The organism is Paraburkholderia sp. BR13439 (assembly GCF_040948805.1).
In the GTDB taxonomy this organism is placed as follows: domain Bacteria; phylum Pseudomonadota; class Gammaproteobacteria; order Burkholderiales; family Burkholderiaceae; genus Paraburkholderia; species Paraburkholderia youngii.
On record NZ_JBFPKN010000008.1, the window covers coordinates 213,787 to 238,644 of the forward strand.

The 24,858-nt window shown below is 62.8% G+C and carries 23 protein-coding genes; 18 read left to right on the forward strand and 5 right to left on the reverse strand.

Annotated elements, in window-relative coordinates; genetic code table 11:
* Positions 1 to 461 precede the first annotated feature (461 nt).
* Both AB3X96_RS18225 and AB3X96_RS18230 read left to right on the forward strand, forming a co-directional pair.
* Positions 462 to 2,144, forward strand: a complete 1,683-nt coding sequence (locus AB3X96_RS18225; RefSeq protein WP_368590764.1) for an ATP-binding protein — start codon at positions 462 to 464, stop codon at positions 2,142 to 2,144.
* Between the two features lie 70 nt (positions 2,145 to 2,214).
* A complete protein-coding gene (locus AB3X96_RS18230) occupies positions 2,215 to 2,403 on the forward strand; it encodes a hypothetical protein (protein WP_176108878.1) in 189 nt (62 codons plus the stop codon).
* Between the two features lie 200 nt (positions 2,404 to 2,603).
* Here the strand turns inward: AB3X96_RS18230 and AB3X96_RS18235 are convergent, their stop codons facing one another.
* A complete protein-coding gene (locus AB3X96_RS18235) occupies positions 2,604 to 2,906 on the reverse strand; it encodes a DUF4148 domain-containing protein (RefSeq protein ID WP_176377973.1) in 303 nt (100 codons plus the stop codon).
* Between the two features lie 163 nt (positions 2,907 to 3,069).
* The gene (locus tag AB3X96_RS18240) at positions 3,070 to 3,834 is read right to left on the reverse strand and encodes an SDR family oxidoreductase (RefSeq protein ID WP_176108876.1); all 765 of its coding nucleotides are present in this window, start codon (positions 3,832 to 3,834) and stop codon (positions 3,070 to 3,072) included.
* A gap of 138 nt (positions 3,835 to 3,972) precedes the next feature.
* Between AB3X96_RS18240 and AB3X96_RS18245 the strand changes: the two genes are divergently transcribed.
* The 4 genes from AB3X96_RS18245 to AB3X96_RS18260 all read left to right on the forward strand — a co-directional run bounded on the left by AB3X96_RS18245 (position 3,973) and on the right by AB3X96_RS18260 (position 7,498).
* Positions 3,973 to 4,881, forward strand: a complete 909-nt coding sequence (locus AB3X96_RS18245) for a LysR family transcriptional regulator (protein WP_184225618.1) — start codon at positions 3,973 to 3,975, stop codon at positions 4,879 to 4,881.
* 229 nt (positions 4,882 to 5,110) lie between these two features.
* Positions 5,111 to 6,181: a phosphate ABC transporter substrate-binding protein PstS gene (gene pstS, locus AB3X96_RS18250; RefSeq protein ID WP_368590765.1), complete on the forward strand. Its 1,071-nt coding sequence runs from the start codon at positions 5,111 to 5,113 to the stop codon at positions 6,179 to 6,181.
* A 398-nt stretch (positions 6,182 to 6,579) separates the two neighbouring features.
* Entirely contained in the window at positions 6,580 to 6,942 is a 363-nt protein-coding gene (locus AB3X96_RS18255) for a hypothetical protein (protein WP_368590766.1), read from the forward strand.
* Positions 6,943 to 7,069: 127 nt separating this feature from the next.
* Positions 7,070 to 7,498 carry a YciI family protein gene (locus tag AB3X96_RS18260; RefSeq protein WP_368590845.1) on the forward strand — a complete coding sequence of 143 codons (429 nt, stop codon included), beginning with the start codon at positions 7,070 to 7,072 and terminating at the stop codon, positions 7,496 to 7,498.
* 75 nt (positions 7,499 to 7,573) lie between these two features.
* Here AB3X96_RS18260 and AB3X96_RS18265 read toward each other — a convergent pair whose 3' ends face one another.
* Positions 7,574 to 8,176 carry a heme-binding protein gene (locus AB3X96_RS18265; protein ID WP_368590767.1) on the reverse strand — a complete coding sequence of 201 codons (603 nt, stop codon included), beginning with the start codon at positions 8,174 to 8,176 and terminating at the stop codon, positions 7,574 to 7,576.
* Positions 8,177 to 8,601: 425 nt separating this feature from the next.
* Here AB3X96_RS18265 and AB3X96_RS18270 point away from each other — a divergent pair, with 425 nt between their 5' ends.
* The 4 genes from AB3X96_RS18270 (at position 8,602) to AB3X96_RS18285 (ending at position 11,062) form a co-directional block, all read left to right on the forward strand.
* On the forward strand, positions 8,602 to 8,997 hold the full coding sequence (locus AB3X96_RS18270; RefSeq protein WP_368590846.1) for a 4-oxalocrotonate tautomerase family protein: 396 nt from the start codon (positions 8,602 to 8,604) through the stop codon (positions 8,995 to 8,997).
* Between the two features lie 63 nt (positions 8,998 to 9,060).
* Positions 9,061 to 9,993, forward strand: coding sequence for a hypothetical protein (locus tag AB3X96_RS18275; RefSeq protein ID WP_368590768.1), 933 nt, complete (start codon positions 9,061 to 9,063; stop codon positions 9,991 to 9,993).
* Positions 9,994 to 10,138: 145 nt separating this feature from the next.
* Positions 10,139 to 10,567 carry a nuclear transport factor 2 family protein gene (locus AB3X96_RS18280; RefSeq protein ID WP_368590769.1) on the forward strand — a complete coding sequence of 143 codons (429 nt, stop codon included), beginning with the start codon at positions 10,139 to 10,141 and terminating at the stop codon, positions 10,565 to 10,567.
* A gap of 93 nt (positions 10,568 to 10,660) precedes the next feature.
* Positions 10,661 to 11,062, forward strand: a complete 402-nt coding sequence (locus AB3X96_RS18285) for a GFA family protein (RefSeq protein WP_368590770.1) — start codon at positions 10,661 to 10,663, stop codon at positions 11,060 to 11,062.
* 8 nt (positions 11,063 to 11,070) lie between these two features.
* On the opposite strand, the gene AB3X96_RS18290 is transcribed toward AB3X96_RS18285, so the two are convergent.
* Positions 11,071 to 12,048 carry an alpha/beta hydrolase family protein gene (locus tag AB3X96_RS18290; RefSeq protein WP_368590847.1) on the reverse strand — a complete coding sequence of 326 codons (978 nt, stop codon included), beginning with the start codon at positions 12,046 to 12,048 and terminating at the stop codon, positions 11,071 to 11,073.
* 288 nt (positions 12,049 to 12,336) lie between these two features.
* Between AB3X96_RS18290 and AB3X96_RS18295 the strand changes: the two genes are divergently transcribed.
* From AB3X96_RS18295 to AB3X96_RS18330, 8 genes are all read left to right on the forward strand, one after another.
* On the forward strand, positions 12,337 to 13,449 hold the full coding sequence (locus AB3X96_RS18295; protein WP_368590771.1) for an AI-2E family transporter: 1,113 nt from the start codon (positions 12,337 to 12,339) through the stop codon (positions 13,447 to 13,449).
* 17 nt (positions 13,450 to 13,466) lie between these two features.
* A complete protein-coding gene (locus AB3X96_RS18300; protein WP_368590772.1) occupies positions 13,467 to 15,017 on the forward strand; it encodes an efflux transporter outer membrane subunit in 1,551 nt (516 codons plus the stop codon).
* Entirely contained in the window at positions 15,014 to 16,150 is a 1,137-nt protein-coding gene (locus AB3X96_RS18305) for an HlyD family secretion protein (RefSeq protein ID WP_368590773.1), read from the forward strand. Before AB3X96_RS18300 ends, AB3X96_RS18305 begins: the two co-directional genes overlap by 4 nt.
* A gap of 7 nt (positions 16,151 to 16,157) precedes the next feature.
* Positions 16,158 to 17,171, forward strand: a complete 1,014-nt coding sequence (locus tag AB3X96_RS18310) for a DUF2955 domain-containing protein (RefSeq protein WP_368590774.1) — start codon at positions 16,158 to 16,160, stop codon at positions 17,169 to 17,171.
* 244 nt (positions 17,172 to 17,415) lie between these two features.
* Positions 17,416 to 20,106, forward strand: a complete 2,691-nt coding sequence (locus tag AB3X96_RS18315) for an AAA family ATPase (RefSeq protein WP_368590775.1) — start codon at positions 17,416 to 17,418, stop codon at positions 20,104 to 20,106.
* Positions 20,107 to 20,239: 133 nt separating this feature from the next.
* Positions 20,240 to 21,022, forward strand: a complete 783-nt coding sequence (locus tag AB3X96_RS18320) for a TrkA family potassium uptake protein (protein ID WP_368590776.1) — start codon at positions 20,240 to 20,242, stop codon at positions 21,020 to 21,022.
* Positions 21,023 to 21,036: 14 nt separating this feature from the next.
* Complete coding sequence (locus AB3X96_RS18325) at positions 21,037 to 22,773, forward strand: SulP family inorganic anion transporter (RefSeq protein WP_368590777.1); 1,737 nt, start codon at positions 21,037 to 21,039, stop codon at positions 22,771 to 22,773.
* An 83-nt stretch (positions 22,774 to 22,856) separates the two neighbouring features.
* Positions 22,857 to 24,311: a DUF2252 domain-containing protein gene (locus AB3X96_RS18330; RefSeq protein ID WP_368590778.1), complete on the forward strand. Its 1,455-nt coding sequence runs from the start codon at positions 22,857 to 22,859 to the stop codon at positions 24,309 to 24,311.
* A gap of 39 nt (positions 24,312 to 24,350) precedes the next feature.
* Here the strand turns inward: AB3X96_RS18330 and AB3X96_RS18335 are convergent, their stop codons facing one another.
* On the reverse strand, positions 24,351 to 24,818 hold the full coding sequence (locus AB3X96_RS18335) for a DUF4440 domain-containing protein (protein ID WP_368590779.1): 468 nt from the start codon (positions 24,816 to 24,818) through the stop codon (positions 24,351 to 24,353).
* Positions 24,819 to 24,858 lie beyond the last annotated feature (40 nt).

The following is a 24,858-nucleotide window of genomic DNA, read 5'->3' on the forward strand; positions in this document are numbered from 1 at the left end:
CTGTCGAGCGTTGAAAACGGGGGAATCGAGCGATCGTAACAACCCGATGTCATCGCGCTAACCGACGGATTCAGCTATCGATCGCAGTGATCGTCATATGCGGCAAGCCACAACGCTTTTCGCGACTTCGCGATCCGTATAACGCCGTCCAGTTGACTGCAAGCGTGCTCGCGTCAAGGCTGGCTCGGCTGTCCGGTGCCCATGAGTTACGGACAGCCGCGGCATGGCACTGAGTTCCTATACTGCGTCGTCCGCTGTTCATGGGACGCCATGTCGACGGTGAGCGGAGCAGGACGTTGCGGACAAATAGAAGTAAAAAGCGCTGTGCAAATGACAGACGCCGAGACCGCGCGACCCAGCTGACCTACACTCGTCGGCAGCGGTATCGGCGCGGTATCGGCGCGGTATCGGCCCTTACGCCCGCCTTGCGCGCGGGTGCCCGTCAACGTCGGTGGAACATCATGGCTCCCAGTGCTGACGAATTAGCGAGCCGTCCAGCCAAAGAGGCTGACTACGCCCGGGAGAACCAGTCGCTGCTGCGGCTCGCGCGCGCGCAAACCGGCTCGCGTGAACACCTGCTGAACGCGATTGCCAGCGAGGCCATGGCGTTATGCTGCGCGGGCAGCGCGGGCATCAGTCTGGTCGAGGGGCCACCCGACGGCCGGCGCTTTCGCTGGCTCGCGGTGGCGGGCCTGTGCGCCGGCTTGCAGGGGCGCACGACCGCGTGGGACGAATGTCCATGCGGCGTCACGCTCGAAGGGGGCGCGGCGCGCCTGTTCGTCGATCCGCAACAGCAGTTTCCCAGTCTGAACTTTCCGGGCGTCGAGGTGCCCGAGGGGATCGTCGTACCCATTCCGTGCGATAACGGCCACCTCGGCGCGATATGGGCGATGTCGCACAACAAAGGGTGCCGCTTCGACAGCGAAGACGCACGGGTGCTGTCGGATCTCGCGATGGTCGCGGGCGCGGCCGTGACGATGGTCAACGTTCGCGACGACGGCGCGGACAACGACCGCCGCCACAACGAGTTCATCGCGATGCTCGCGCACGAGTTGCGCAACCCGATGGCGCCGATCGATGGCGCGATCGCCGCGGCGAAGCGTCTGGTGGTCGATAACGACAAGGCGGACGCGGTGCTGACCATCGCGCAACGGCAGATGAAGCATCTGCGCACCCTCGTCGATGACCTGCTCGACGCCGCGCGTCTGAAGCACGGAAAGCTGACGATCCGGCGCAGCGCTACGTTGCTGGCCGAGATCGTCTCCGACGCGGTAGCCGCGATCGACCACGACGTGCGCTCGCGCGGCCATACGCTGAAACTGACCGGTCTGGACCGCGCGATTCCGGTGCGCGCCGACCATGTGCGGCTCAGTCAGGTGCTCGGCAATCTGTTGTCGAACGCGGCGAAGTACACGCCGGCGGGCGGACTGATCGAGCTGACGGTTCGCTCGGGAAATCCGTCCGACGCGCGGATGCTGGTGATCGAGGTCAGCGACAACGGCATCGGCATCTATTCGTCGATCGCCCCGCATGTGTTCGACCTGTTCGCGCAGTGCTCGAGCGGCAGCGCGCGCTCGGAAGGCGGGCTCGGTATCGGTCTGGCTGTCGCCAAACGGCTGGTGGAGCTGCACGATGGCGAAATCGACATCCATAGCGATGGACCGGGCTGCGGCACCCGCGTCACACTGCGTTTGCCGATCCTGCGAACGCAGCCGCTAGCGACGCCTGGCGACGCCACCGACAAGGGCAGGGACTTCCGGGCGCTGCGCATCGTTCTGGTGGACGACAACGTCGACGCGTTGCACGTACTGTGCGTGCTGCTCGACCTGGAGGGTTATCGCGTGTCCGCGGTCGACAACGGTCGCGCGGCCATCGACCTGATCACGCGAACGAGGCCGGAGCTTGCCATCGTCGACGTGGCGATGCCCGTGATGGACGGCTTCGAAGTGGCACGCAGAATTCGCGCGAACCCCGAGCTGAACGGCACGATACTCGTCGCGCTGACCGGCTATTCGTCGGACTCGGACCGCAGCCAAACGCTTGCCGCGGGCTTCGATCATCATCTGAGCAAGCCGTTGTCGCTGGAAAAGCTGCGGGACGTGCTGGCGGATTCAGCGGAGCGGCTGGTTGGCGGCGCTCGGTGACCCGGCGGAGCCTGCGCAACTCTTCCAGCCTGCTAGACTGGAAATTGCCCTGCAAGCTACGGAGGGAGATATGACGACCGTCTACGTCGTAAAGACCGGCGAGAAGTTCCTCTGCACCGCGGAGGATGGCGACATCGGCATGGCGCCGGAGATCAAGGAGGCCACGTCGTTTCGCTCGTACGAGGAAGCGAATAAAGTCGCGACCGAGAACGCCGACCCCGGATACGAAATCCTGACCGTCGACGTTAACAAACGTTGATATGTGTTAGCTGGTCGCGCCCAGGCGCTCAGCGAAAGAGGATCAGCAAGTCAGCGGGCGTCATGCAATATGGCGCCCGGTGCGGGTGCGTGCGAAATTCGGCAAATATTTCAAAAGCAAGCGCGTAAAGCACAACGCTCCATGCCGTCCCGGGCAGGGACGGCATTTTCTGCATCGTCGAGCTGGTCAGACGAGCAAGCTCAAGATCCGCCAAAGAACACCGGCTTCATCCCAGTCGCGCCGGCCGGATGGCCCATCTGCTGCGTACCGCTGGTCGCAGGGCCATAGCCGCTGCTCTGACCTGCGGCAGGGGCGGTGATGGTCGGCATATAGGTAGGAAAGTCGACGGTATTCGCATTGGCCGGATTGAAGCCGGCTTGTTCGAGTTGCGCGATCTCTGCCTGGACTTGTGCGTGCGTCAGTGTGCTTTCGGTCTGTGCCGCCGATGCAATTGGCAAAGCCATGACAGCAACCGCGCAAACTGTGTGGACTAACGTCTTCATGATGGCCCACCTCCTTGTTAATTACTCCAGCTGACTCGCGCTTCGCTTTTCGCGGTCAGCTGATCAAAGATTAGGTGAGGAACCGTACAGTGTTCGTTTATTTTTTATGGTAACGGGCTCGTCGATCAGCCGACGCTGATCGACGTTCGCGCCCGAACGCAGCTCAGGTACGTGTAATCGAAGCCCCACCGTCGACCAACGAAGCGGTACCCGTCACGAAGGACGAATCGTCGGAAGCGAGGTACAGCGCCGAGCGGGCAATCTCTTCCGGCCTCGCGACCCGCTTGAGCGCATGCAGCCCGGTCACGAACGTCTGCGATTCAGCGGTATCGTTCATGCCGCGATACATCTCCGTGTCCACCGCGCCCGGCAGGATCGCGTTGACGCGCACGCCTTGCGCACCGTATTCGGCCGCGAGCGCTTGCGTCAGTCCGATCAGCCCGGCTTTGCTCGCCGCATAGGCGGCCGTTCCCGGGAAGGCGAACGAGTAGCCGACGAAGGTCGACGTGAAGATGATCGATCCGCCGCCTTGCTTGATCATTTCAGGAATCTGATGCTTGGCGCCGATGAACGCGCTGGTCAGGTTGGTGGCCAGCGTCGCTGACCAGCCTGCTTCCGACACGCCGGTCGACGGTCCCATCTCACCGAGCGTCCCCGCATTGTTGTACGCGATGTCAAGACGGCCGAAACGGCTGACGGCGAGTGCGACCAGCGCTTTCGCAAATTCTTCGGATTGCACGTCCCCTGCCAGCGGGACAGCCGTACCACCGTCGCGAGCGATCTCGCTGACCAGCGTGTCGAGTTCGGCTTCGCGGCGTGCGGCCACCACAACCTTCGCGCCTTCCGCGGCGAACAACTTTGCGGCAGCGCGACCAATGCCCGCGCTGGCGCCGGTGACGATAGCGACTTTTCCTGTCAAGCGTTGCATGTTGAATCTCCGGTTTGATCAGCGGCCGATGCCCACTGCGTCGGCTCGTTGAGAAGCACTATAAGATTCCGTTCTTGAGACAGAAAGACCAAAAACATGGCAGTATCATTCAGGTTTTATGAATGATCGGAGCGCCATATGGACCGGCTGCGCGCGTTTGAGGTTTTCGTAACGGTCGTCACCCGGGGCAGCTTCGCGCGCGCGGCCGATGCGCTCGAAACCTCGCCCGCGAACGTGACCCGCTATGTGAATGACCTGGAGGCGCACCTCGGCGCGCGACTGCTGAATCGCACCTCACGCAGATTGTCTCTTACCGAGGCCGGTGAAACGCTTTATTCGCGCTGCAAGGCCATTCTCGAAGACGTTGCCGAAACGGAAGGACTCGTGTCGACAACGTCGATCGAACCGCGGGGACGGCTGCGTATCAATGCACCGGTCAGCTTCGGCATCCAGCATCTCGCGCCGCTGTGGCCACGGTTCATGCAGCAATATCCCGACGTCGAGCTCGACATCACGCTGATAGACCGCGTCGTCGATATCGTCGAAGAGGGCTTCGATCTCGCCATTCGCATCTCGCGCGCCGGCACGGTCGATCACGCGGCCCGGAAACTGGCGACGTCGACAAACATCCTGTGTGCATCGCCCGATTACCTGAAACGTTCGGGATATCCGGAAACGCCGCTGGACCTGCTCGGACATCGATGTATCGGCTATACGTACGCGGCCACGGCGGACGTCTGGCAACTGATCGACAAGGACGGCAAAACGCATGCTGTCGAGGTGAACTGCCAGATGCACACCAATAACGGCGACACCGCGCGCGCGGCGGCGCTCGCGGGGCACGGCGTGATCTGGCAGCCGACGTTTCTGATCGGCGAGGACCTCCGCGCAGGCCGGCTGCTGCGGGTATTGCCTGAATACCGCTTGCCGGATATCGATGTGCTCGCGCTGTATCCGAGCCGTCGCCACGTGAGCGCAAAAGTTCGTGCGGCAATCGATTTTCTGGTCAACGCGTTCTCGGGCGTGCCGCCGTGGGACAAGACGTGAAGGGATGGGGTCGGCAACTCCCGACATAGGATGCCTGCAAAAGCGGCGGCGGGCGCCGGCCGTGGCGCGTTCGATAGCATGATTCAACTGGAATTCGGCCAGGCACCGTTCTTTAATGTGCGATATGGCGCGTAATGCAGGAGAGCCACACCCCGGATGAAAGCTGCACATTGAATCGCCGGCACGGTCGCCCTCCAACGAGCTCACGCACTGCAGGTCTGGATCAGCGATGTCCCGGAACAAGAACCGATGGGAGACATTGGTGAGAACACTGGGCGCCATCAGCGCTGGTCTGATTTGCTGTTCATGCGCGGCCGCTGCCTACGCGGCCGACATTAAAGGAGCCGGCAGCACGTTCGCCGCTCCTCTCTATACCCGCTGGGCCGCCGACTACCAGAAGTCGGGTGGAAGCAGGGTGATCTATCAGGGCACGGGGTCGTCCGATGGGCTCAAGCAGGTGATCGCCCGGGAAGTCGACTTTGCTGGCTCGGACGCGCCACTGACCGACGATCAACTGACCCGCAACGGCCTGCGGCAGTTTCCAATCGTGATCGGCGGCGTGGTGCCCGTCGTGAACCTTCCGGGGCTCAAAGCCGGCGAAGTGATGCTGACCGGGCCGGTCATCGCCGATATCTTTCTCGGCAAGGTTCAGTTCTGGGACGACCCGGCAATCGTGCGGTTGAACCCGAAGATCAAGATGCCGAATTACCCGATCGCCGTGGTGCGTCGCCAGGATGGCTCAGGCACGACGCTGATCTGGACTCACTACCTCGCGCAGGTCAGTCCCGAATGGAAGCGCAGGGTCGGCGAAGGCACTAGCGTGCGATGGCCGCTCGGCATCGGCGGCAAAGGCAACGAGGGCATTGCCACGTACGTCGGCTATCTGCCCGGCGCGATAGGCTATGTCGCGTGGGATTTCACGAAACAGAACCGCTTGAAGTACGTGGCCATGACCAATGCGGCGGGCAATGTCGTGCAGCCCGGCGCCGCCACCTTCAACGCAGCGGCGGCGAGCGCCGACTGGTCGGGTTCCCTGTCGCAGTTGCTGACCAACCAGCCGGGCAAGGACGCCTGGCCGGTCATGGGCGCGACCTATGTGTTGCTACCCGCGACGCCGAACCAGCCGGGCCACGACGAAGCCACGTTGAAGTTTTTCGAATGGGCGTTGAGCCACGGCGGACCGACGGTCAACGCACTGGACTACGTAGCGCTGCCAGACCTGGTCGTGACGAAGATCCGCTCACAATGGGCCGCCGATACAGGCGAAAAGCCGGTGCGCAAAGTGCTCGCGGTGCCGTGAGCCGAACTGCACTTCGTGTCGCCGCGATGGCTAGCCTGAGCTGTGACGCGCGGTCATGTCGCCGGTGGCGAGGGTTTAGCGACGTGTCCGGGGCGTGCATAGAGGGACCTACGATGTACGCGAACTCGACGAGAGGGGGGTGTCAGGACGAGTGGGGTGAGCTTGTCCTGATCGTGATGAAGACCAGCCTGGCGGTGGCGCACGAGCTGGAATTGACGCCCGACGCCGTTCTCGACTGTGCCGCGAGGCATCTGCGCTTCGATGATTTCCGGTGTTTCGCAGCGGCGATGCTGGGTGCGGCGCGCGCGCAAGCGTGGTGTCGCCGTCGCGACGCCGGTCCATCAGTGCAGGCGTCACACATCAAGACCCTTGCTGCGCGCGTCGATATCGACAGGAACGTGCTCGCCTTCATGCCGGCGCTGTGCACAGCCGAACCTCCGGACCACACAGAAGCGCCTGCTCACGCCTATGAAAAGGTCGTCGCGGCCCTTCAGCAGTTGAAAGAAGACGTGCAACGCGTCTTTTCGCGCGGCAGCAGTGCTTTCAGCCGTGCGGACATCGAAGGCGCATCCGGCTTCGCAAAGGCGCTCGAGGCGATCATGCCGGCCGGCGATGCCAACGCCTTCGAGCGCGCGTTCGCCGCGGTTTTGCAGGTGCGGTTTTCATCGCAACCCCAGCTCGTGCCTGGCGATGCGGAGCCCGTGATGCGGGTTCAGGGTATCGATGTCAATGCTCAAGGCAGCCAGACGCCTTTACCCTGATCGAGAAGCGTTCTGTAAATCGGAGCAGGCGTGCCTTGCGCATGTCGATTTCTCCCGTGATGATTCGTCGTAGTCACTGGAGGCGCCGTTGCCTTCAGATATTTTCGTCTTCAAAGGGAAAACCCAAATGCGCGTCATGGTCATCATCAAGGCAACCCCCGAATCGGAAGCGGGGCAAATGCCGAGTACGGAACTCCTCACGGCGATGGGGCAGTTCAACGAGCAACTGGTCAAGGCCGGCATCATGCAGGGCGGCGACGGGCTGAAGCCGAGCTCGGCCGGCGCTCGCGTGCGGTTCTCAGGGAAGGACCGCACCGTCATCGACGGCCCGTTTGCGGAAACCAAGGAATTGATTGCCGGGTACTGGTTGTGGCAGGTTGAATCGATGGACGAAGCGATCGAATGGGTCAAGCGCTGCCCGAATCCGATGATGAGTGATTCGGAGATCGAGATTCGCCCGTTCTTTGAGCCGGCGGACTTTGGCGAAGCCTTTACGCCCGAGCTTCAGGAAGAGGAAAACCGTCTGCGCAAGCAAATCGACGGGCAGATGCGTTGACGATTTTCACCGCGCCAGCGTGCGGGCTTCCGATCCGTGGTCCGGAAGCCCGATTCCATGGGGCGACGATTGCCGTCAATGCGAAGGTATCTGCTCGATCCTGGCGGCGCTCAGGTCGCTCGGGAAGCAATGCGGATGCTCGAAGCCCATCGGAGATCCGCTCGTCGAGTAGACGATGTTATCCGTGTTGTTCGGGCCTTGGCCGGCGGGCACACTGCCGAGCCCCGCGAGCTTGCGCATGCGATACGCGATCGCATGATCGGCGCAGGCGCTATCGCCGCTCACGCCTAATCCTCCGATGACTTTCCCTCCGGCATAAAGTGCGACGCCGCCGCCGAAGGTAATGACGCCGCCAAGCGTGTGTCCGATGCCGCTGCCCTGTTCGAGGAAGCGCGCGTCAAAAGGATTCGAATTATTCAGTCCATAAAGCGAGCCGCCCGGTTGCGTGGCCGCGTAGAGGTTTGCCGTGGATAGCGCGAGTGCATCGTTGCTAAAGCCGTTCGCGGTATAGGCCTTCGCGATGGCGATGGCCCGACTGCCAGGCCAGGCATCTCCGGTCACGATCACCGAACAGAGATGTCCCTGGCGATCGACGATGGCCGCCCACATCCGGTTGGGTTTGAAGATCCCGCCGTTGCCATCGGACAGGTTCACGACCGTATGCAACTGCTTTTCCACCAATGCGACCGTACCTTGAGGTAGCGTGCATCGGGCTTGTGGGACGTCATCGTCGCCAGACGCGCGACTTTCGTGCGAAAAGGACGCAATGCAAAACGCTGCGACAGCGAGGGTAAGCATCTTACGCATGACGATTCTCCTGACGATCGATTTGACAGCAGGCACGCAGTGGGCGAGAAGGTGCGCAAACAGTAGGACAGCCAATGAAATAAACGAATCATTGCTGTTGAATGCGGGCGCGAGCTCATGACAGCGAACTCGTGTAAATAGTGAAGACCATCATGCAAAGGTGAATGGCCAAAACAAAGTTCACCTCAGCCACGCGGCACGTCAGAAACGTCATATCGATTGCGATGGTTTTGATCGATTTGATGGTGCGGCATATAGTTGGCGCGTGCGAAAAACTTTCCTCGGAGACCGACGCGATGCCTTATCTGCAACTTGATGTAAACGATCACTACTCTGTCGAGAGTAAAAGACTGCTCGCAGCGAAAATGAGTGAGACGTATGCCCGAATGATGTCGGTCGATGTCAGGCGAATCAGCGTAGCCATACGAGAACTCGGTCCGGGCAGCGTGTGGCGCATTGAGGAGGAGAGCGGTGAGCCAGTGCCTGTCGCGTTGATGATGCTCGATATCAGAAGAGGGCGGCCGCCGGAGTTACGCATGGAGCTGGCCAAAGCACTTTGCTCGCTCTGCATCGAGATTCTGGGCTTGCGCGAAGACCGGCTCAACGTCGAATTCACTCAGCACTCGGGCGATGAGATGTATCACCCGGCGCTCGGAGGTTATAGTCCGGAGTGGAAGCCGGGCCAGCGATGAGTGTTCGCAGGATCGTGTCCACGCCCGTTGCGCCACAACCTGATTCGAAGTAGGAGAAGGACCATGAGCAGGCTTGCCACGTCCCTGGCAGAGAATCGGCGGATGCGATCGCGGTGGATCGTCCTGACCGCCACGGTGTTCTGCTTCTTGTGCCACCACGTCGTCGCGCAAGCGGACGACAGCGCGGCTCGCCTGCGCGAGAAATATCAAAGTCTGACGCAGCAACTCGCGCACAACCAGTTTCATCGACCGCTGTACCTCGAATCGCAGGAGTTGCCGTCGGCGCTCAAGGGCGATATCTACGGCGTGCTCAGCCATCCTTTCGCGGTAGTGAGCGGCGCGCTCAGCGACCCGACTCAAGGCCCGGCCAACTGGTGCGACGTGCTGATCCTGCATCAGAACACCAAATACTGCCACGCGTCCACTAGCGACAGCGGTACGGTCCTCACCGTGAACATCGGCAAGAAGACCGAGGAAGCTCTTTCGTCGTCGTACCGCGTGCAATTCAACTTTCGCCCGGTAGCGAGCACGCCTGATTATTTTCGCGTCGAGCTCTCCGCGGCCACGGGTCCGCTGAGCACGAAAGACTACCGTATCGTGCTGGAAGCGATCCCGGTCGACGATAACCGCACCTTTATTCACCTGACCTACGCATACGGATACGGCACCGCGGGACGGATTGCGATGAAAACCTATCTGGCGACGATCGGCAGCGACAAAGTCGGCTTTTCCCTGACGCCCGATTCGTCGGCGAGCGAGCCGCAATACATCGGCGGCGTGCGCGGCCTGGTCGAACGCAATACGATGCGCTATTTCCTCGCCATCGATGCCTATCTTGGCGCGCTTGCCAGCCCGCCCAACGCCCGTCTCGACAAACGTCTGACCGACTGGTTCGATGCGACCGAGCAGTATCCGCGGCAATTGCACGAGGTCAGCCGCGCCGACTATCTGCAGATGAAGCACAACGAGTATCAACGTCAGCAGACCGCCCAGTGACGTGCGCGTGATCTGATCAATGCAACGGCATATCGCGTTGAAGATTTTTTCCGCCTGGATGTCGATCCGGTGGTGCGTCGATCGTCGTTACCTGGCAAGACAATCGGTCAGGAACCCCTCGTAGTCCCACTCAGGAGCACACACTGTGAACAAACTCGACAATCCGATCCTGCAAGTCCTGGAAGGCTACAAGGCCGCGGTATGGGCCAAAGACGTGGACTCGTTCGTCGCGCTCTACGACCGCGACGCGGTGGTGTTCGACATGTGGGGTACATGGTCGTACAACGGCACCGCATCGTGGCGCGCGATGGCGGACGGCTGGTTCGGTTCGCTGGGTGCGGAACGGGTGATCGTGGATTTCAGTGACGCGCACACCATGGTTGCCGCTGAGCTTGCCGTCGTTCACGCCTTCGCAACATACAAAGCCGTCGACGCCGGCGGCGTGGAACTGCGTGCGATGGACAATCGCCTGACCATGACGCTGAGGCAGCAGGCCGACGGATGGAAGATCGTCCACCAGCACACCTCTTCTCCGATCGAGGCCGGCACGGCGCAGGTGATGTTCAGGCGCTAGCGGTTTGCCGGTTCGACATCGCGCTTCGACTCGCGAATAATCATGGCTGCGCGACTTTCCAATTAGCGATGTACCTTCTGTCTAAAGGCAGCCATGAAACCATTGCTTGCCGGCCGATGCCTTTGCGGCGCCGTCCATTACTCGGTAAGAGACGAATTCGTCTATGCGTTGAACTGCCACTGTTCGAACTGTCGGCGCGCAACCGGCTCGGCGTTCAAACCCTTCGCGGGGATCGAGCGCGACAAGCTGCGCATCACGGAGGGCGAAGACAGCCTGTGGATCTTCGGTGATGAGCAGGCGTCGCACGATGTGCGCTGCAAAAAATGTGGAAGCCTGATGTTCTCAGTGGTTCGTAACGGTGAATACGTTCACGTCACGCTGGGAACACTCACGGACTCGCCTTCCATCTCTCCCACTGCCCACATTTTCGTGGGTTCCAAGGCGCCGTGGTATTCGATCACCGATCAACTGCCCCAACACGACGAATTCGGCTAACTCTTTTCCTATCGCAGCATCGCCTCGAAAGACCGTACCACCTCGGCATTGAATCGTTGATGGAACGCCGCCCGGTCGAAGCCCGGCGCGCTGTCGCAGATCTGCGGGCGCAGCCGCGCAAGACGCGCATCGCAGGGCGGCAGAAAGTCGTAGTGGCCTGCGTTGGCCACCACGCGATAATCGGCAGCGCGGGGCAGGTCGTCCCGCACCGGCTCGTCGTACCACGGATGCGGCTGATGACGATCGTCGGCGGCGCTCCACAGTTGGACCGCAGCGCGCACGCGGCCCAAGCCCGCGCGGCCAAACGCGAAGCCGAACGAAGGCGCGGCGATAACAACGGCTTTGATGCGCGCATCGTGGACCCAGACACCGGCCGGAACATGCGCGCCGAAATGGACGTCGACGCTCGCATGCCGCAAAGCGTCGCACAGGTCATGATCCGGGTGGACTTCGCAAAACGGGGCGATTTTCGACAGATCCGGGATGCCGCCCGCGGCCACGAGCACGGTGAAGCCGCCGTTGGAAAAGCCGAATGCGCCGATGCGGTCTGCATCGAGCCGCTCGCGCTCCGGCCAGTCGTCGAGCATGTAGTCCACCAACCGATTAAGCTGCGCGGGGCGGCGCCAGAGTTCCAGCACGTGGCTCTGATCATCGAAGGTATCGCCGGCGTGACTGACCGCCGCCGCGACGAAGCCCGCGCGAGCCAGCGCGAGAGCCGTGTCGTAATGAGCGCCGTACCAGCCGCCGCCGCCGTGCGACAACACCACCAGCGGCAGATGATTGCCCGCGATCGAAGCGTCGGCGGCGACGGTCTGGGTAGCGCCGCCCAACGCGTGCGGTGTGGCCGGTGCGTCGGTCGGGTACCAGATTCCGGCAGTGAGCGGCGGCTCGGCGGCGTTCGGTATGTTGATCTTCAGAAAGCCGACCCCGGCGGCGCGGGCTGGCGCGCCAGCAACCAAGGCCAGCAGAACGGCGACGATAAGCATCAATCTCACGGTGCTCTCCATGATCGTCGTCGGCGGGCGGAACGCCGGACGGTTCAAAGCTATGAGACCAAAGTCCAATTGAATATTCGAGGTGCGGGTTCAATAGTAGTGAAACGCCGCGTTCTGTCGACGACAAGGCCGGCGCGATTCTCTTCCTGAAGATGCCGGAATTGCAGGCAGGCCTTGGTATTGGCGTCAAAAACGTTCCAGTGGGTTCGAGTTTTCGCGTTGCTGGCATATCACGGTGTCGCCGCGCCACCGCGCCGCGACCTGGCCGGAGAGGAACCTATGCTGCTCACACCGCTTTCACAACGCACGCCTGCGAGAGAGATGCTCGATGTGCTGATCCGCGCCGGACTCATTGCGATCCTGGCCGTGTTCTGCTTTCGGATCTTCGCGCCGTTTCTTAACCTGATGGCCTGGTCGGTGATTCTGGCGATCACGCTGTATCCGCTGCAGGTCCGTCTGCGCCATACGCTCGGCGGCAAGGATGGTCTGATCGCCACGCTGATCATCCTCGTCGCGTTTGCCGTGATTCTGGTGCCCACGTATGCGTTGGGTCTCGCGGTCGCCGATTCGATCGAGAAATCGATAGCCATTGCGAAGAGCGGTAGCTTCCAGATTCCGCCTCCCGCGGAGTCGGTGGCGAGTTGGCCCATAGTCGGCCAGCGTGTGTACGACTTCTGGCAACAGGCATCGACGGATCTGACCGGCCTTGCACAAAGGTTCGCCCCGCAGCTGAAAGAGGCCGGCCTCGCCGTGCTGGCAACGGTGACGGGCCTCGGCGCCGGACTGGTGATATTTTTTGTCGCGCTGATCATCGCTGGAATCCTGATGGCCCACGGTGAGAAGGGCTATCACAGCGCGGTGCAGATCGCCTCGCGCATTTCGGGTCCCGAGAACGGGGTTCAGATCGCCGATCTGTGCACGGCGACGATTCGCGCGGTGGCCCAAGGTGTGGTGGGCATCGCGTTTATCCAGATGCTGCTGATCGGCATCGGTTTCGTCGTGAAGGGGATACCCGGCGCGGGGCTGCTCGCGCTGGCCGTGCTGCTGCTCGGCATCATGCAATTGCCGGCCACGCTGATCACCATTCCGGTGATCGCCTTCGTGATCGTCACGGACGGCGTGAGCACCGAAAACATCATCTTCGCGGTCTACGTGTTCGTCGCGGGCCTCGCCGACAACGTGCTCAAACCCTTGATGCTGGGCCGCGGCGTTGCGGTGCCGATGCCCGTCGTGCTGATCGGAGCGCTCGGCGGCATGGTGACGGGCGGCGTGATCGGGCTATTCGTCGGGCCCGTGATGCTTGCCGTCGGTTATCAGCTGTTCTGGCGCTGGGTCCGTGACCAGCCGCAACCCACGCAAACCGCGCAGATCCACGAACAAAAGCAGACCTGAAGCGCGAGGATGGCTCCGTGTCACCGTTCACGCGTCCGTACGGGATCGCAGCGCTCTTTGGGGCGCTCGGCCTGAGCGGATGCATGCGGGTGGGTCCGGACTTCAAGCCGCAGCACGAAGCGTGGAGCGAGCACTGGAGCAGTGCGTCGATCACGCAGGTCACGCAGCAAAGCGCACAGCCGGACGTGCGCCAATGGTGGCTGATTTTCGGCGACCAGAATCTCGAACGTCTGATCGCAGAAGCCGACGAGAACAACGGCGACCTGAAGATCGCCGGACTGCGCGTGCTCGAGGCGCGCGCGCAGCTCGGCATCGCGCTCGCGGGACGCTATCCGCAGGTGCAGCAGGCGAGTGCCGAGGTACTCGCTTCAGCGCGCAAGCGCTCCGGGGGCTCCAATCCGCGCTCGGGTGCGTTCGTGCAGTACGGCGCGGGTTTCGCCATCGGCTGGGAGCTGGATTTCTGGGGGCGTTTCAGCCGCGCGATCGAAGCGGCCGACGCCGCGTTCTTCGCCGCGCAAGCGAACCGCGACGATGCGCTGGTTCTGTTGCACGCTCAGGTCGCGGATACCTATTTCACGCTGCGGGTCGCACAGGCGCGGCTACGTATCGCGCGCGAGAACGCCCAATTGCAGAAACGCAGCTACGACATCGCGCAAAAGCTCTTCAAGGCCGGCGAATCCGATGAACTCGACTTCCAGCAGGCGAAGACGCAGTACCTGGGGACACTGAGCAGCATCCCCGATCTCGAAAGCCAGATCGTGCTGGCGCGTCATGCGCTGTCGGTGCTGATCGGGCGAGCGCCTGGGCCGCTGCCGGAACTCGACGTGCAGGCGGGCAAGGAAGGCGTGGTGCCGCTAGTCGATCATGCGGTGCTGCAAGACGTGCCGGCCGATCTGCTGTTGCGCCGCCCCGACGTTCGCGCGGCCGAGTATCAGATGGCTTCGCAGTCGGCGCTGATCGGCGTCGCTAAAGCGGATCTGTACCCGTCCGTATCGTTGCTCGGCACGCTGACTTGGAGCGCCAGTTCGCTCGCGGGCGCACCGAGCACACTGCTCTTTGCCGCGGGCCCGAGCGTCACGTGGAACGTGTTCGATTACGGCAGGATCACGAACAACGTGCGCGTCCAGGACGCTCGGCTGCAAGAGTTGACGGTCGCTTATCAGAACACGGTGCGCGAGGCGGCGCGCGAGGCCGACGATGCCGCGACCGCGCTGATCGCCGCGTTGCAGCGCGACACCATTCTGAATGACGCGCAAGGCGCGGCGCGGCGCTCGCTGACGCTCGCCAACACGATCTATCGGGAAGGGTATTCGGACTTCCAGCGGGTGCTCGATGCGCAGCGCGCGCTGTTTGCGCAGCAGGACGCGTACGTGGTCAATCGCAGCAATGCGCTCGGCAGCGTGATCGCGCTTTACAAGGCGCTCGGAGGCGGCTGGGAGACCGAACAGCCGCTCGTCGATGCGGCGACGCGCGCGCAGATGCGGCAACGCACGGATTGGGGCGACCTGCTCGACGAAACGGCGCCGGCTTCCGGTACGCCGGGGCAGGCCGAAGGGGCGTCACGATGAGCGATACCCAGGATACCCGCGAGCCTCCAACCGCCGCCGCGCCGAAGTCGTCGACGCCCGCCGCCGACCCTTCGGGCAGGGCGGTCAAAGTGGTGGTCTGTCTGATCGTACTGAGCCTGATCTGGTATCTGCTCGCCGACCGTTTCACGCCGTATACGCAGCAGGCGCGCATTCAGGCCTATGTCGTGCCCGTCGCCGCCGAGGTGTCGGGACGCGTGACCCGGGTGTTCGTCCACAACAACCAGGATGTCAACGCCGGGGACGTGCTGTTCGAAGTCGACAGCGAGCCCTACCGCATTGCCGCTGACCGGGCGCGCGCCGATCTGGAGTCCACGCGTCGTCAGGTCGGTGCCGGCACGGCCGGCATCGAGTCGGCTCTCGCGGCGTTGCGGGCCGCCGTCGCGAACGAGGTCAAGGCGCGCCAGGACAGCGACCGACTCGAGCGGCTCTATCGTGAAGACGAGGGCACCGTGTCGCTGCGACGTCTCGAGGTCGCGCGGGCGACGCATGCACAGGCGCTAAGCCAGGTCGACGGAGCACGTGCCGAAGTCGAGCGCGCGCGGGAGCAACAGGGCGGACACGAGGCGGAAAACGCGCAGTTGCGCAGCGCAGCCAGCGCATTGGAGAAGGCCGAACTCGATCTCGCCAACGCGCGGATCAGGGCCCGTTCGAGCGGTGTCGTAACCGATCTGCGCACGGAAGTCGGTCAGTTCGCGGCGGCGGGCAATCCGGTGATGACGCTGATCGCGATCCGCGACGTGTGGGTTAGCGCCGACATGACGGAGAACAATCTGGGCCATCTGAAACCCGGCACGCGCGTCGAGATCGCATTGGACGTGCTGCCCGGTGAAGTGTTCGACGGGCGCGTCCGCAGTATCGGCTATGGCGTGAGCGTGGGACAGACCACGCCGGCCGGCAGCCTGCCCACCGTGCAGAATAGCCGCGACTGGCTGCGTCCCGCGCAACGTTTTCCGGTGATCGTCGAATTCGACGACAGCGAGCGCGCCCGTCTGCGTGATCTGCGGGTGGGCGGGCAGGCCGAAGTGATGGCGTTTCCGACCCAGGGCAATCCGCTCAATCCGCTGGGACACGCGTTCATCCGGCTGATGAGCTGGCTTTCCTACGTCTATTGAGAAGCCCATGCAGCTCGTGACCCAGCGCCTCGGTTATCGCGCGATACGTGTTGCCCTCGGAACGGCCACCGCTGTTGCGGTTAGCTTCGGACTCGATTTTCCGATCCCGGTCGTCGCGCCGGTATTCACGGTTTTTTTGCTGGCCACGCAGAATCGTCCGCTGTCGTTGAAGGCCGGCGTGATTCTCTCGCTGGTCGTTGCGTCGACCACCGGCAGCGGCTTGCTGCTGGTTCCGTTGCTGCGTCATTACGCGCTGGCCGGTGTGATGATCGTCGGCCTGATGTTGTTCTTCGCGTTTCGTTATGGTCTGCGCGGCGGCAACAATCTCGTGGCCACTTTTCTGGTCGCGGGACTGACGATGATTTCCGCCGCGGGCACGGCGGACTTCGAGCTGGCACTGACGGTCGTCGGCGCGCTGGCGAAGGGGCTGCTGCTGGCCGTGCTGGTGTCGACGCTTGCGCACAGCCTGTTTCCCGAGCGGACGGACGCACGAGAACAGCCCGCCGCGGCAGCGATGGCGCAAGACACGGCGGCTTATATCGCGCTGCGTGCCGCGCTCGTCGTGATGCCGGCCTATCTGCTCGCGATGACCGATCCGGCGAATTACATGCCGATCATCATGAAGTCCGTGAGCCTCGGCAGACAAACCTGCACGACCTCGGCTCGCGGCGCCGCGCGCGATCTGATCGGCTCGACGCTGCTCGGCGGTCTGCTCGCGATCGCGTTCTGGTTTGCGCTGAGGCTGTTCGTGCATCTGTGGATGTTCTTTCTGTGGATGCTGCTGTTCGGCCTGCTGGTGGGACGCAAACTATACGGCCTGCAACCGACGCGTTGTTCGCCGGGCTTCTGGCTGAACAGTCTCGTGACGATGATCATTCTGCTCGGGCAATCGGTCCAGGACAGCGTGGCGGGCAAGGATGTCTACACCGCGTTTGCCGTGCGAATGGGGCTCTTTCTGGCCGTCACGGTCTACGCATGTTTGATGCTTCTGCTTTTCGAGCAACACCGCCGGGTGGAGTGAGGTGGTGCGCCATGCCGCAAAGCCGACCCGGTGATCGGCGTGGTCTTCACCGGCTTGATCGTGGCCGCCGGCCGTACGTGGCGTGCAGGAGGCTGCGCATCGGGGCAAAGGACCGGATAGCGAGGTAAGGTATCGCGTGCGGGCAAAGTCCGGCCGTGCGATGTCGGCGTCGCCGTCGCCGGGAAGACGGGCTGGCGCGCGGTATGCTTCCCTCGAAGTCTTGACGCAATGGAGACGACACACAATGGCACGCTTGCTTTGCGATATCTGCGGTGTCCGGCCGGCGACGGTGCGGCTTGCGGTACTTCAGAACAACCAGCGTCAGGTGCTCGACGTCTGTGATTTTCACTACGCGCAACTGACCCGCCATCAACGCTCTATCTCGCCGCTCGAAGCGCTGTTTCGCGCGCAGGCATCGGCCCAGGAGCCGTCCGCTGGCGATCCGCATGCCGCGCAGCAGCCCGTCGAAGGCGGCGAATCGTTCAGCATCGAGCGGCATTTCAGCGACGTCGCGATGGAGATGCTGCAGCGCGCCGCTGAAACCGCGGCGCAGTTCGGCCGTCGCGAGGTCGATACCGAACACCTGCTGTACGTGCTGGCCGACCATGCGGCCGTCGAAGCCATCCTCGCTTCGCTCGGTGTGAAGGGGAGCGATTTGCGCGCCTATATCGACGCGAACGCGGAGAAGCGCGAACCCGCCGCACCGAGCCCGCGCGAGCCAATGGGCGTCTCGCCGCGGCTGAAGAGCGCGCTCGATCGCGCGTTCCTGGCTTCCCGCCAACTGGGTCACAGCTCGGTCGGCGCCGAACATCTGCTGATCGGTCTGGCCGAAGTGCCGGAAAGCTTTGCGGGGCAACTGCTAGGCCGGCTCGGCGTTCAAGCGCCGGCGCTGCGCCAGCAGACGCTGCGCGCGGCCGGCGTGCAGAAGCCAGCGGCGCCGCGCCAGCCGTCGCGCACGCCGCAGCTCGACAAGCACAGCCGCGACCTCACGGTCCTGGCGCGCGAAGGTCGGCTCGACCCCGTGATCGGACGGTCCAGCGAAATCGAAACGATGGTCGAAGTGCTCGCGCGCCGGCGCAAGAACAACCCGGTGCTGATCGGCGAGCCCGGCGTCGGCAAAACGGCGGTCGTCGAAGGGCTGGCACAGCGAATGGTCAACGGTGACGTGCCGGAGTCGCTGCGCAATAAGCGGCTCGTCGAGCTCAACGTGAATTCGATCGTCGCGGGCGCGAAATATCGGGGCGAATTCGAAGAGCGTGTGAAGCAGGTGATCGACGAAGTGCTGGAAAACCAGGACTCGCTGGTGTTGTTCGTCGATGAAGTGCATACGATCGTCGGCGCGGGGCAGGGCGGTGGCGAAGGCGGTCTCGACATCGCCAACGTGTTCAAGCCGCCGATGGCGCGCGGCGAACTCAATCTGATCGGCGCAACGACGCTCGCCGAATATCAGAAGTACATCGAAAAGGATGCGGCGCTCGAGCGGCGCTTTCAGCCGGTGCTGATCGCCGAGCCGTCCGTCGTGCAGACCATCAACATTCTGCGCGGACTGCGCGACAGGCTGGAGGCGCATCACAAGGTGACGATCCAGGACGATGCGATCGTCGGCGCGGCGGAGTTGTCGGATCGCTATATCTCCGGGCGCTTTCTGCCCGACAAGGCGATCGACCTGATCGATCAGGCCGCGGCGCGTGTCAATCTGTCGTCGACATCGCGTCCTGCCGCCGTGCTCGAACTCGAAGCGGAAATCGGCCAATTGCGCCGCGAGCAGGACTATGCGGCATCGCGCAAGCAATTCGATCGCGCGCATGCGCTCGGCGGCGAGATCACCGCGAAGGAAGAGCAGCTGCGCGAGTCGACCGACGCGTGGAAGAAGAGTGTCGGCACCCACACATCGCATGTGGGCATCGGGCAGGTCGCGGAAATCGTCGCGCGTCTCACGGGCATTCCCGTCGCGCAGTTGACGGCCGAGGAAAAGGAGCGGCTTCTGAATATGGAGCAGCGCTTGCATCAGCGCGTGATCGGCCAGGACGAAGCCGTCGTGGCCGTCAGCGATGCCGTGCGGCGCGCGCGTGCCGGCTTGCAGGCGCGGCACCGGCCCACCGCCGTGTTTCTGTTTCTGGGGCCGACCGGTGTCGGCAAAACCGAACTGGCGAAAGCGCTCGCCGAAGTCGTGTTCGGCGACGAGGATGCGATGCTGCGCTTCGACATGAGCGAATACATGGAGCGTCATACCGTCGCGCGTTTGATCGGTTCGCCGCCCGGATACGTCGGCTACGAAGAGGGCGGGCAGCTGACCGAACGGGTGCGGCGCAGACCGTACAGCGTGATCCTGCTCGACGAAATCGAAAAGGCGCATCCCGACGTGTACAACGTGCTGCTACAGGTTTTCGACGATGGACGCCTGACGGACGGCAAAGGGCGCGTCGTCGATTTCAGCAATACGCTGATCATCGCGACGAGCAATCTCGCGTCCGACGTGATCACCGGACAGAACCGCACGGGGCCGGGATTTTTCAGCCAGGCGGGCTCCGTCAGCGTGGAAAGCGGCGTGATGAACGTGCTGCGGCAGCATTTCAGGCCGGAGTTCCTCAACCGGATCGACGACATCATCGTGTTCAAGTCGCTGGGCCGCGACGAGACGCGTCATATCGTGCGGATTCTGCTGGAGCAGGTGCGACGCATTGCCAGCAGTCAGGACATCGAGCTGAGCTTCGACGACTCGCTCGTCGACCATCTCGCGACCGAGGGCTATCGGCCCGAGTTCGGCGCGCGCGAACTGCGCCGGCAGATTCAGCAGCGCGTCGAGAATCCGTTGGCGAAAGCGCTGATCAATGGCGAAATCGGTGAAGGGATGCGAGTGGTTTGCCGCTACGACTCGCAGGAGCAGCGGGTGGTGTTCGAGCCCGTCTCCGAAGCAGGGGGAGCATTGCCGTAGAAGGCGATCAAGGCGCTTACAGAGCCTCTTTCATGGGGCTCTTGACTATTGACTACCGGCGCAAAAAGGGGGAGCTTGTCTGCTTGGGTTGGGTTCGCTGTTGTCTCGATCGTTTCGACTATCCGAGGTGACCATGTGGATCTTCCGTGTAAATGAGCCTCGTCTTGGAGCCATCCGTATTCGCGAATGGCGCCGCCACGCACGCCACACGGTCGGCCTTCTCGTTCTGCTGCTCTGCAGTGCCGCCACCGGGCTGTTCATCCTCGATCAGTCCAATACCTCGTTCCCAAACAAAGTACTTACATCGGTGTGGAATGGGCTCAACCTCGTCACGACACTCGGCGCCTTTGGCGAATTCAATCGGCCTCAAAAGATCTTCATGCTGGTAGCCATGATCGCGACCATGCTGATCGGCGGATTCGCGGTTTCGAGGCTCACTGGCATGCTATCCGGCGACGACGTGATGGCTTATCGGGAGAACAGGATCATGGAGCGCAAGCTCGACCAACTTGCCGATCATGTCGTGGTAGTGGGATTTCATTCGCTCGGTGAACTGGTCGCCGAGCGGCTGCGCGACGCCGGACATACGGTGCTCGTGCTCGTGGGCGATCAGGGGCAGGCCGAACGGGCGGCGGATCACGACTTTCAGGTCATGCTAGGTCCGCCCGGGGAATTCGACGACGTGCTTAAGCACGCGCGGCTGGACCGTGCCAAAGCGCTGGTCGTGACGACCCCCGACAGCAACAACAATCTGGCGATCACGCTGGCGGCGCATACGCTGAATGCGTCGCTCGCGATTGCAGTGCCCGGCGAAAACCCCTTGAGAAAGATGTTGTTCGAGAGCGCGGGGGCATCCAACGTGGTGATCGCGACCGAGATCATCGCGAACGCGCTGGTCGGCAAACTCACGACCTGAGTGGAGGTGGACACATGAAACCAGCGGCTTCCACGCGCGCTCATCTGCATCACTCGCCGTTTCTGCAAGGGCTTTTGCCCTTCAATTCCTCCCAACTGCCGCGCGACATCATCGCCGGGCTCACGCTGGCGGCCCTCGGCATACCCGAAGTGATGGGGTACACGAAGATATCCGGCACGCCCACCGTCACGGGTCTTTATACGATCCTGTTGCCGCTGGTGGCGTTCGCGGTTCTGGGTGCTTCGCGTCAACTGGTAGTCGCGGCGGACTCCGCGACGGCCGCGATCCTCGCCGGTACGTTGACGACCGTCGCTGCATTGGGCAGCAAGGAATACATCGGGCTGACCAGCACGGTGGCTCTGACGGTCGCCGTGATGCTGGTGATCGCGCGAATCTTTCGGCTCGGCTTTCTGGCCGACTTTCTTTCACGAAGCGCGTTGATCGGCTTTCTGACGGGGGTAGGCGTGCAGGTCGCGGCGGGGGAACTCGCCGGGCTGCTCGGGCTCGCGAAAGAGGGGCATGGCCCCGTCATGCAACTGGTGAGCGTGGTTCAACGTGTGGCCGAAGCGAACTATCCGACCACGCTCCTTTCGCTTGCCGTACTCGCGGTGATCATCGGTTGCAAGCGTCTCGCGCCGCATGCGCCAGGCGCGCTGATCGCCGTGGTCGGCTCCATCGTGGCGAGCGGGGTGTTCAATTTCGCCGCACACGGCATCGCGGTGACGGGCGAAGTGCCCGGCGGACTGCCGTCGCTGTTCGTGCCGCCGCTGCACATGAGCGAGATCAACCAGGTACTGGCGACGGCGGCCTCGTGCTTCATCGTCATCATCGCGCAGAGCGCGGCGACGGCGCGTGCCTACGCGGCCCGCAACAACGAGAAGGGCGACGATAACGCCGACATCATCGGACTCGCGGCGGCGAACGCGGCCGCGGCGTTTACCGGCACCTTCGTCGTGAACGGCAGTCCGACCAAGACCGAGATCATCGACGATGCGGGAGGACGCACCCAGGTCGCCCATCTGAGCACCGCCGTGATCGTGCTGCTGGTGCTGCTGTTCCTCACCAGGCCGCTCAGCCTGATGCCTGCCGCCGTGCTGTCGGCAATCGTCTTCATGATCGGTGTGAAGCTGATCGACGTGAAGGGGATGGCCGAACTGTTTCGCATGCAGAAGGACGAATTCGTCGTTGCGTTGCTCGCGGCGGGCGTGGTCGTGTTCGTCGATGTGATGCACGGCATTCTCGCCGCCGTCGTGCTGTCGCTGATCGCCCATGCGCGGCATAGCTATCGGCTGCGCACGCGCGTGTTGACGCGCGGCCCCACCGGCCACTGGATTCCCCATCACGTCGAGCCGAATCTGCTCGCGGCACCCGGCATCGTCATCTACCGGTTCGAGGCGGATCTGTTCTATGCGAACACGGGGCGCTTCACCGAGGAAGTGCTGAAAATCGTCAAAGAAGCGAACGTTCCGTTGCGCTGGGTCGTGATCGACGCAACCGAGATCAGCAATATCGACTACACGGCCGGCAAGACCTTGCTCCAGCTGGGTGCGGAACTCGACCAGCGCGGCCTGGGTATCGCGGTGGTCGCGGTGCCGGCTGGCGTGCGGCACGAACTCGAGCGGTATAAGGCACTGCGGATGAGCGGCGCGCATCGCGAGATCTTCGAGACGGTCGATGCGGCGATCGACGCACTGCGCGATCTGTCGCCACCCGCGTGGGCGGCAGCCCCGGACGCCGACAAGCCGGGATAAAGCAAGGCAAAGTGAAGTGACGGGAAGGGAAGTGACATGACATGACAAGGCCGCTTGATCCCGATTCGAACAAGGAGTGACGCGTGTCTGATTCCGCTGCTGAGAAGTCCATCCAACCCGCCACGGATCGCGCCGATCCGAAGACGCTGGCGGCACAGGAAGATCCGTCCATGCTGTTCGCCGGGCGTGGCTCGCTGGCCGCGCGCATGGAGCAGGGCAAGGCGGCGCGCAAGAAGGCGCCGCGCGCGGAGCTGGGAATCTGCAAGATCGTCGATCGCGATCCCATCGCTCTGCTCGATGCGTCCAACGTGGGCCGCGTGCCGGAGCTGATCCCGATCCGCTACGGTCGGATGGTCGCGAGTCCGTTCGCGTTCTATCGGGGTGCCGCGCCGCTGATGGCGCACGACCTGTCGAAGCTGCCTCATTCCAACGTGAGCGTGCAATTGGGCGGCGATGCGCATCTCGCTAATTTCGGGCTGTTCGCGAGTCCGGAACGGCGCATTCTTTTCGGCCCCAACGACTTCGACGAAACCCTGCCGGGTCCGTTCGACTGGGACGTGCGCAGGCTCGCCGCTTCGTTCGTGATCGCCGCGCGCGAACGAGGCTTTACGATTCGCGACCAGCGCGCCGTGGTAGGCCGGCTCTGCGAGACCTTCCGGCAACGGCTCGCCGGATTGAGCAGCATGGACACGCTCGACGTCTGGTATTGCCAGTTCAAGGCAGCGAGCATGCTGGCGATTGCCGATTCGGTGGAGGAAAGACGGAAAGAACTGGCCGTCATCGAAAAAGCGAGGCAGCAATCATCACGTTCCGTGCTGACTCGCGCAACCGAGATGGTCAACGGCAAGCTGCGCATCAAGGACTCGCCCCCGCTCGTGTACCACGTCCCGCTCGAGAGCAAGCACGACCAGAAACAGTACCAAACGCTGGTACGGCGCTTTTTCGCCGACTATCGACTGACGCTTCCCGATGACAGGCGCGCACTGTTCGATCGCTATGAGCTGGTGGATATCGCCATTCGCGTGGTGGGCATCGGCTCGGTGGGAACGCGTTGCTACGAGACGCTCTTCATGGCCGACGGAGAGTGCCCGCTGTTCCTGCAACTCAAGGAGGCGCGGGCTTCCGTGCTGGAGGAGTATCTGCCGCCGAGCCGCTATGCCAATCACGGCCAGCGCGTGGTGAACGGGCAGCGTCTGCTGCAGTCGGCCAGCGACATTTTCCTCGGCTGGTCGAAGATGCATCACACCGGCAACGACTTCTATGTGCGGCAATTGCGCGACATGAAGGGGGCGTTCGACTTCACCACGTTCGACGTCGAAGATCTGGGCGAATATGCGGTGTCCTGCGCTCACGCGCTGGCGCATTCGATGGCGAAAGCAGGCGACCCCGCATTGCTCAGCGGATATGTCGGCAAGTCGGAGGCATTCGACGAAGCCGTCGTGCAATTCGCGCTCGCTTATGCGGAGCAGAATGAGGCGGACTGGACGGTTTTGAAAGCGGCAGTCAAGGCGGGACGTATTCAGGCCATTCGTGAATGAGGTTCAAGTCCCAGCCTGGTTTCTTCTCAACCGCATCGCCTAATTGCCTTCCGGCATTTTCGACGAATGATGGCTGGTAATCAGCCACTTGTGTCCGTTCCACGCGTAGGTGAACGTATAGCGCGCCTTGACGACCGAGCCGTCCGCGAACTTGAACGTATAGAGCCCCGAGTCGATCGCCGTATTGCACTCGATCATGATGTCGCGGAAGTCGATCGTGCCGACCGGTTTGTTTTCGAGGAAGTGTTTGAAATAGTCGAGCTTTTCGTCGGCGGTCAAACGCGGCTTGTTCGAGACGGTCGGCAGCAGGATCGAGTTCGGCGCGTAGTTCGCCACGACCTTCTGCGGGTCGCCGGTTTTCAGCGAGTCGTTCCAGCGATCGAACAGTGCGGAAATCTGCTTCTCCGAGGCCGGATGGCACGCTTCGGACCTCGCGAATGCGCTGCCATGCAACACGAGCGCAACCATCGCGAGGACGACGGACGGCCCATATACGCTGATTCTCATGATGCCCTCCGCGATCGACATTAGAGGACGACAGACCGGG

Bases quoted from the DNA above. Each gene is read 5' to 3' on its own strand.
- AB3X96_RS18225 (WP_368590764.1), top strand. From the start codon at position 462: ATGGCTCCCAGTGCTGACGAATTAGCGAGCCGTCCAGCCAAAGAGGCT.
- AB3X96_RS18230 (WP_176108878.1), top strand. From the start codon at position 2,215: ATGACGACCGTCTACGTCGTAAAGACCGGCGAGAAGTTCCTCTGCACC.
- AB3X96_RS18235 (WP_176377973.1), bottom strand. From the start codon at position 2,906: ATGAAGACGTTAGTCCACACAGTTTGCGCGGTTGCTGTCATGGCTTTG.
- AB3X96_RS18240 (WP_176108876.1), bottom strand. From the start codon at position 3,834: ATGCAACGCTTGACAGGAAAAGTCGCTATCGTCACCGGCGCCAGCGCG.
- AB3X96_RS18245 (WP_184225618.1), top strand. From the start codon at position 3,973: ATGGACCGGCTGCGCGCGTTTGAGGTTTTCGTAACGGTCGTCACCCGG.
- pstS (WP_368590765.1), top strand. From the start codon at position 5,111: ATGTCCCGGAACAAGAACCGATGGGAGACATTGGTGAGAACACTGGGC.
- AB3X96_RS18260 (WP_368590845.1), top strand. From the start codon at position 7,070: ATGCGCGTCATGGTCATCATCAAGGCAACCCCCGAATCGGAAGCGGGG.
- AB3X96_RS18270 (WP_368590846.1), top strand. From the start codon at position 8,602: ATGCCTTATCTGCAACTTGATGTAAACGATCACTACTCTGTCGAGAGT.
- AB3X96_RS18275 (WP_368590768.1), top strand. From the start codon at position 9,061: ATGAGCAGGCTTGCCACGTCCCTGGCAGAGAATCGGCGGATGCGATCG.
- AB3X96_RS18285 (WP_368590770.1), top strand. From the start codon at position 10,661: ATGAAACCATTGCTTGCCGGCCGATGCCTTTGCGGCGCCGTCCATTAC.
- AB3X96_RS18290 (WP_368590847.1), bottom strand. From the start codon at position 12,048: ATGCTTATCGTCGCCGTTCTGCTGGCCTTGGTTGCTGGCGCGCCAGCC.
- AB3X96_RS18295 (WP_368590771.1), top strand. From the start codon at position 12,337: ATGCTGCTCACACCGCTTTCACAACGCACGCCTGCGAGAGAGATGCTC.
- AB3X96_RS18305 (WP_368590773.1), top strand. From the start codon at position 15,014: ATGAGCGATACCCAGGATACCCGCGAGCCTCCAACCGCCGCCGCGCCG.
- AB3X96_RS18310 (WP_368590774.1), top strand. From the start codon at position 16,158: ATGCAGCTCGTGACCCAGCGCCTCGGTTATCGCGCGATACGTGTTGCC.
- AB3X96_RS18315 (WP_368590775.1), top strand. From the start codon at position 17,416: ATGGCACGCTTGCTTTGCGATATCTGCGGTGTCCGGCCGGCGACGGTG.
- AB3X96_RS18320 (WP_368590776.1), top strand. From the start codon at position 20,240: ATGTGGATCTTCCGTGTAAATGAGCCTCGTCTTGGAGCCATCCGTATT.
- AB3X96_RS18325 (WP_368590777.1), top strand. From the start codon at position 21,037: ATGAAACCAGCGGCTTCCACGCGCGCTCATCTGCATCACTCGCCGTTT.
- AB3X96_RS18335 (WP_368590779.1), bottom strand. From the start codon at position 24,818: ATGAGAATCAGCGTATATGGGCCGTCCGTCGTCCTCGCGATGGTTGCG.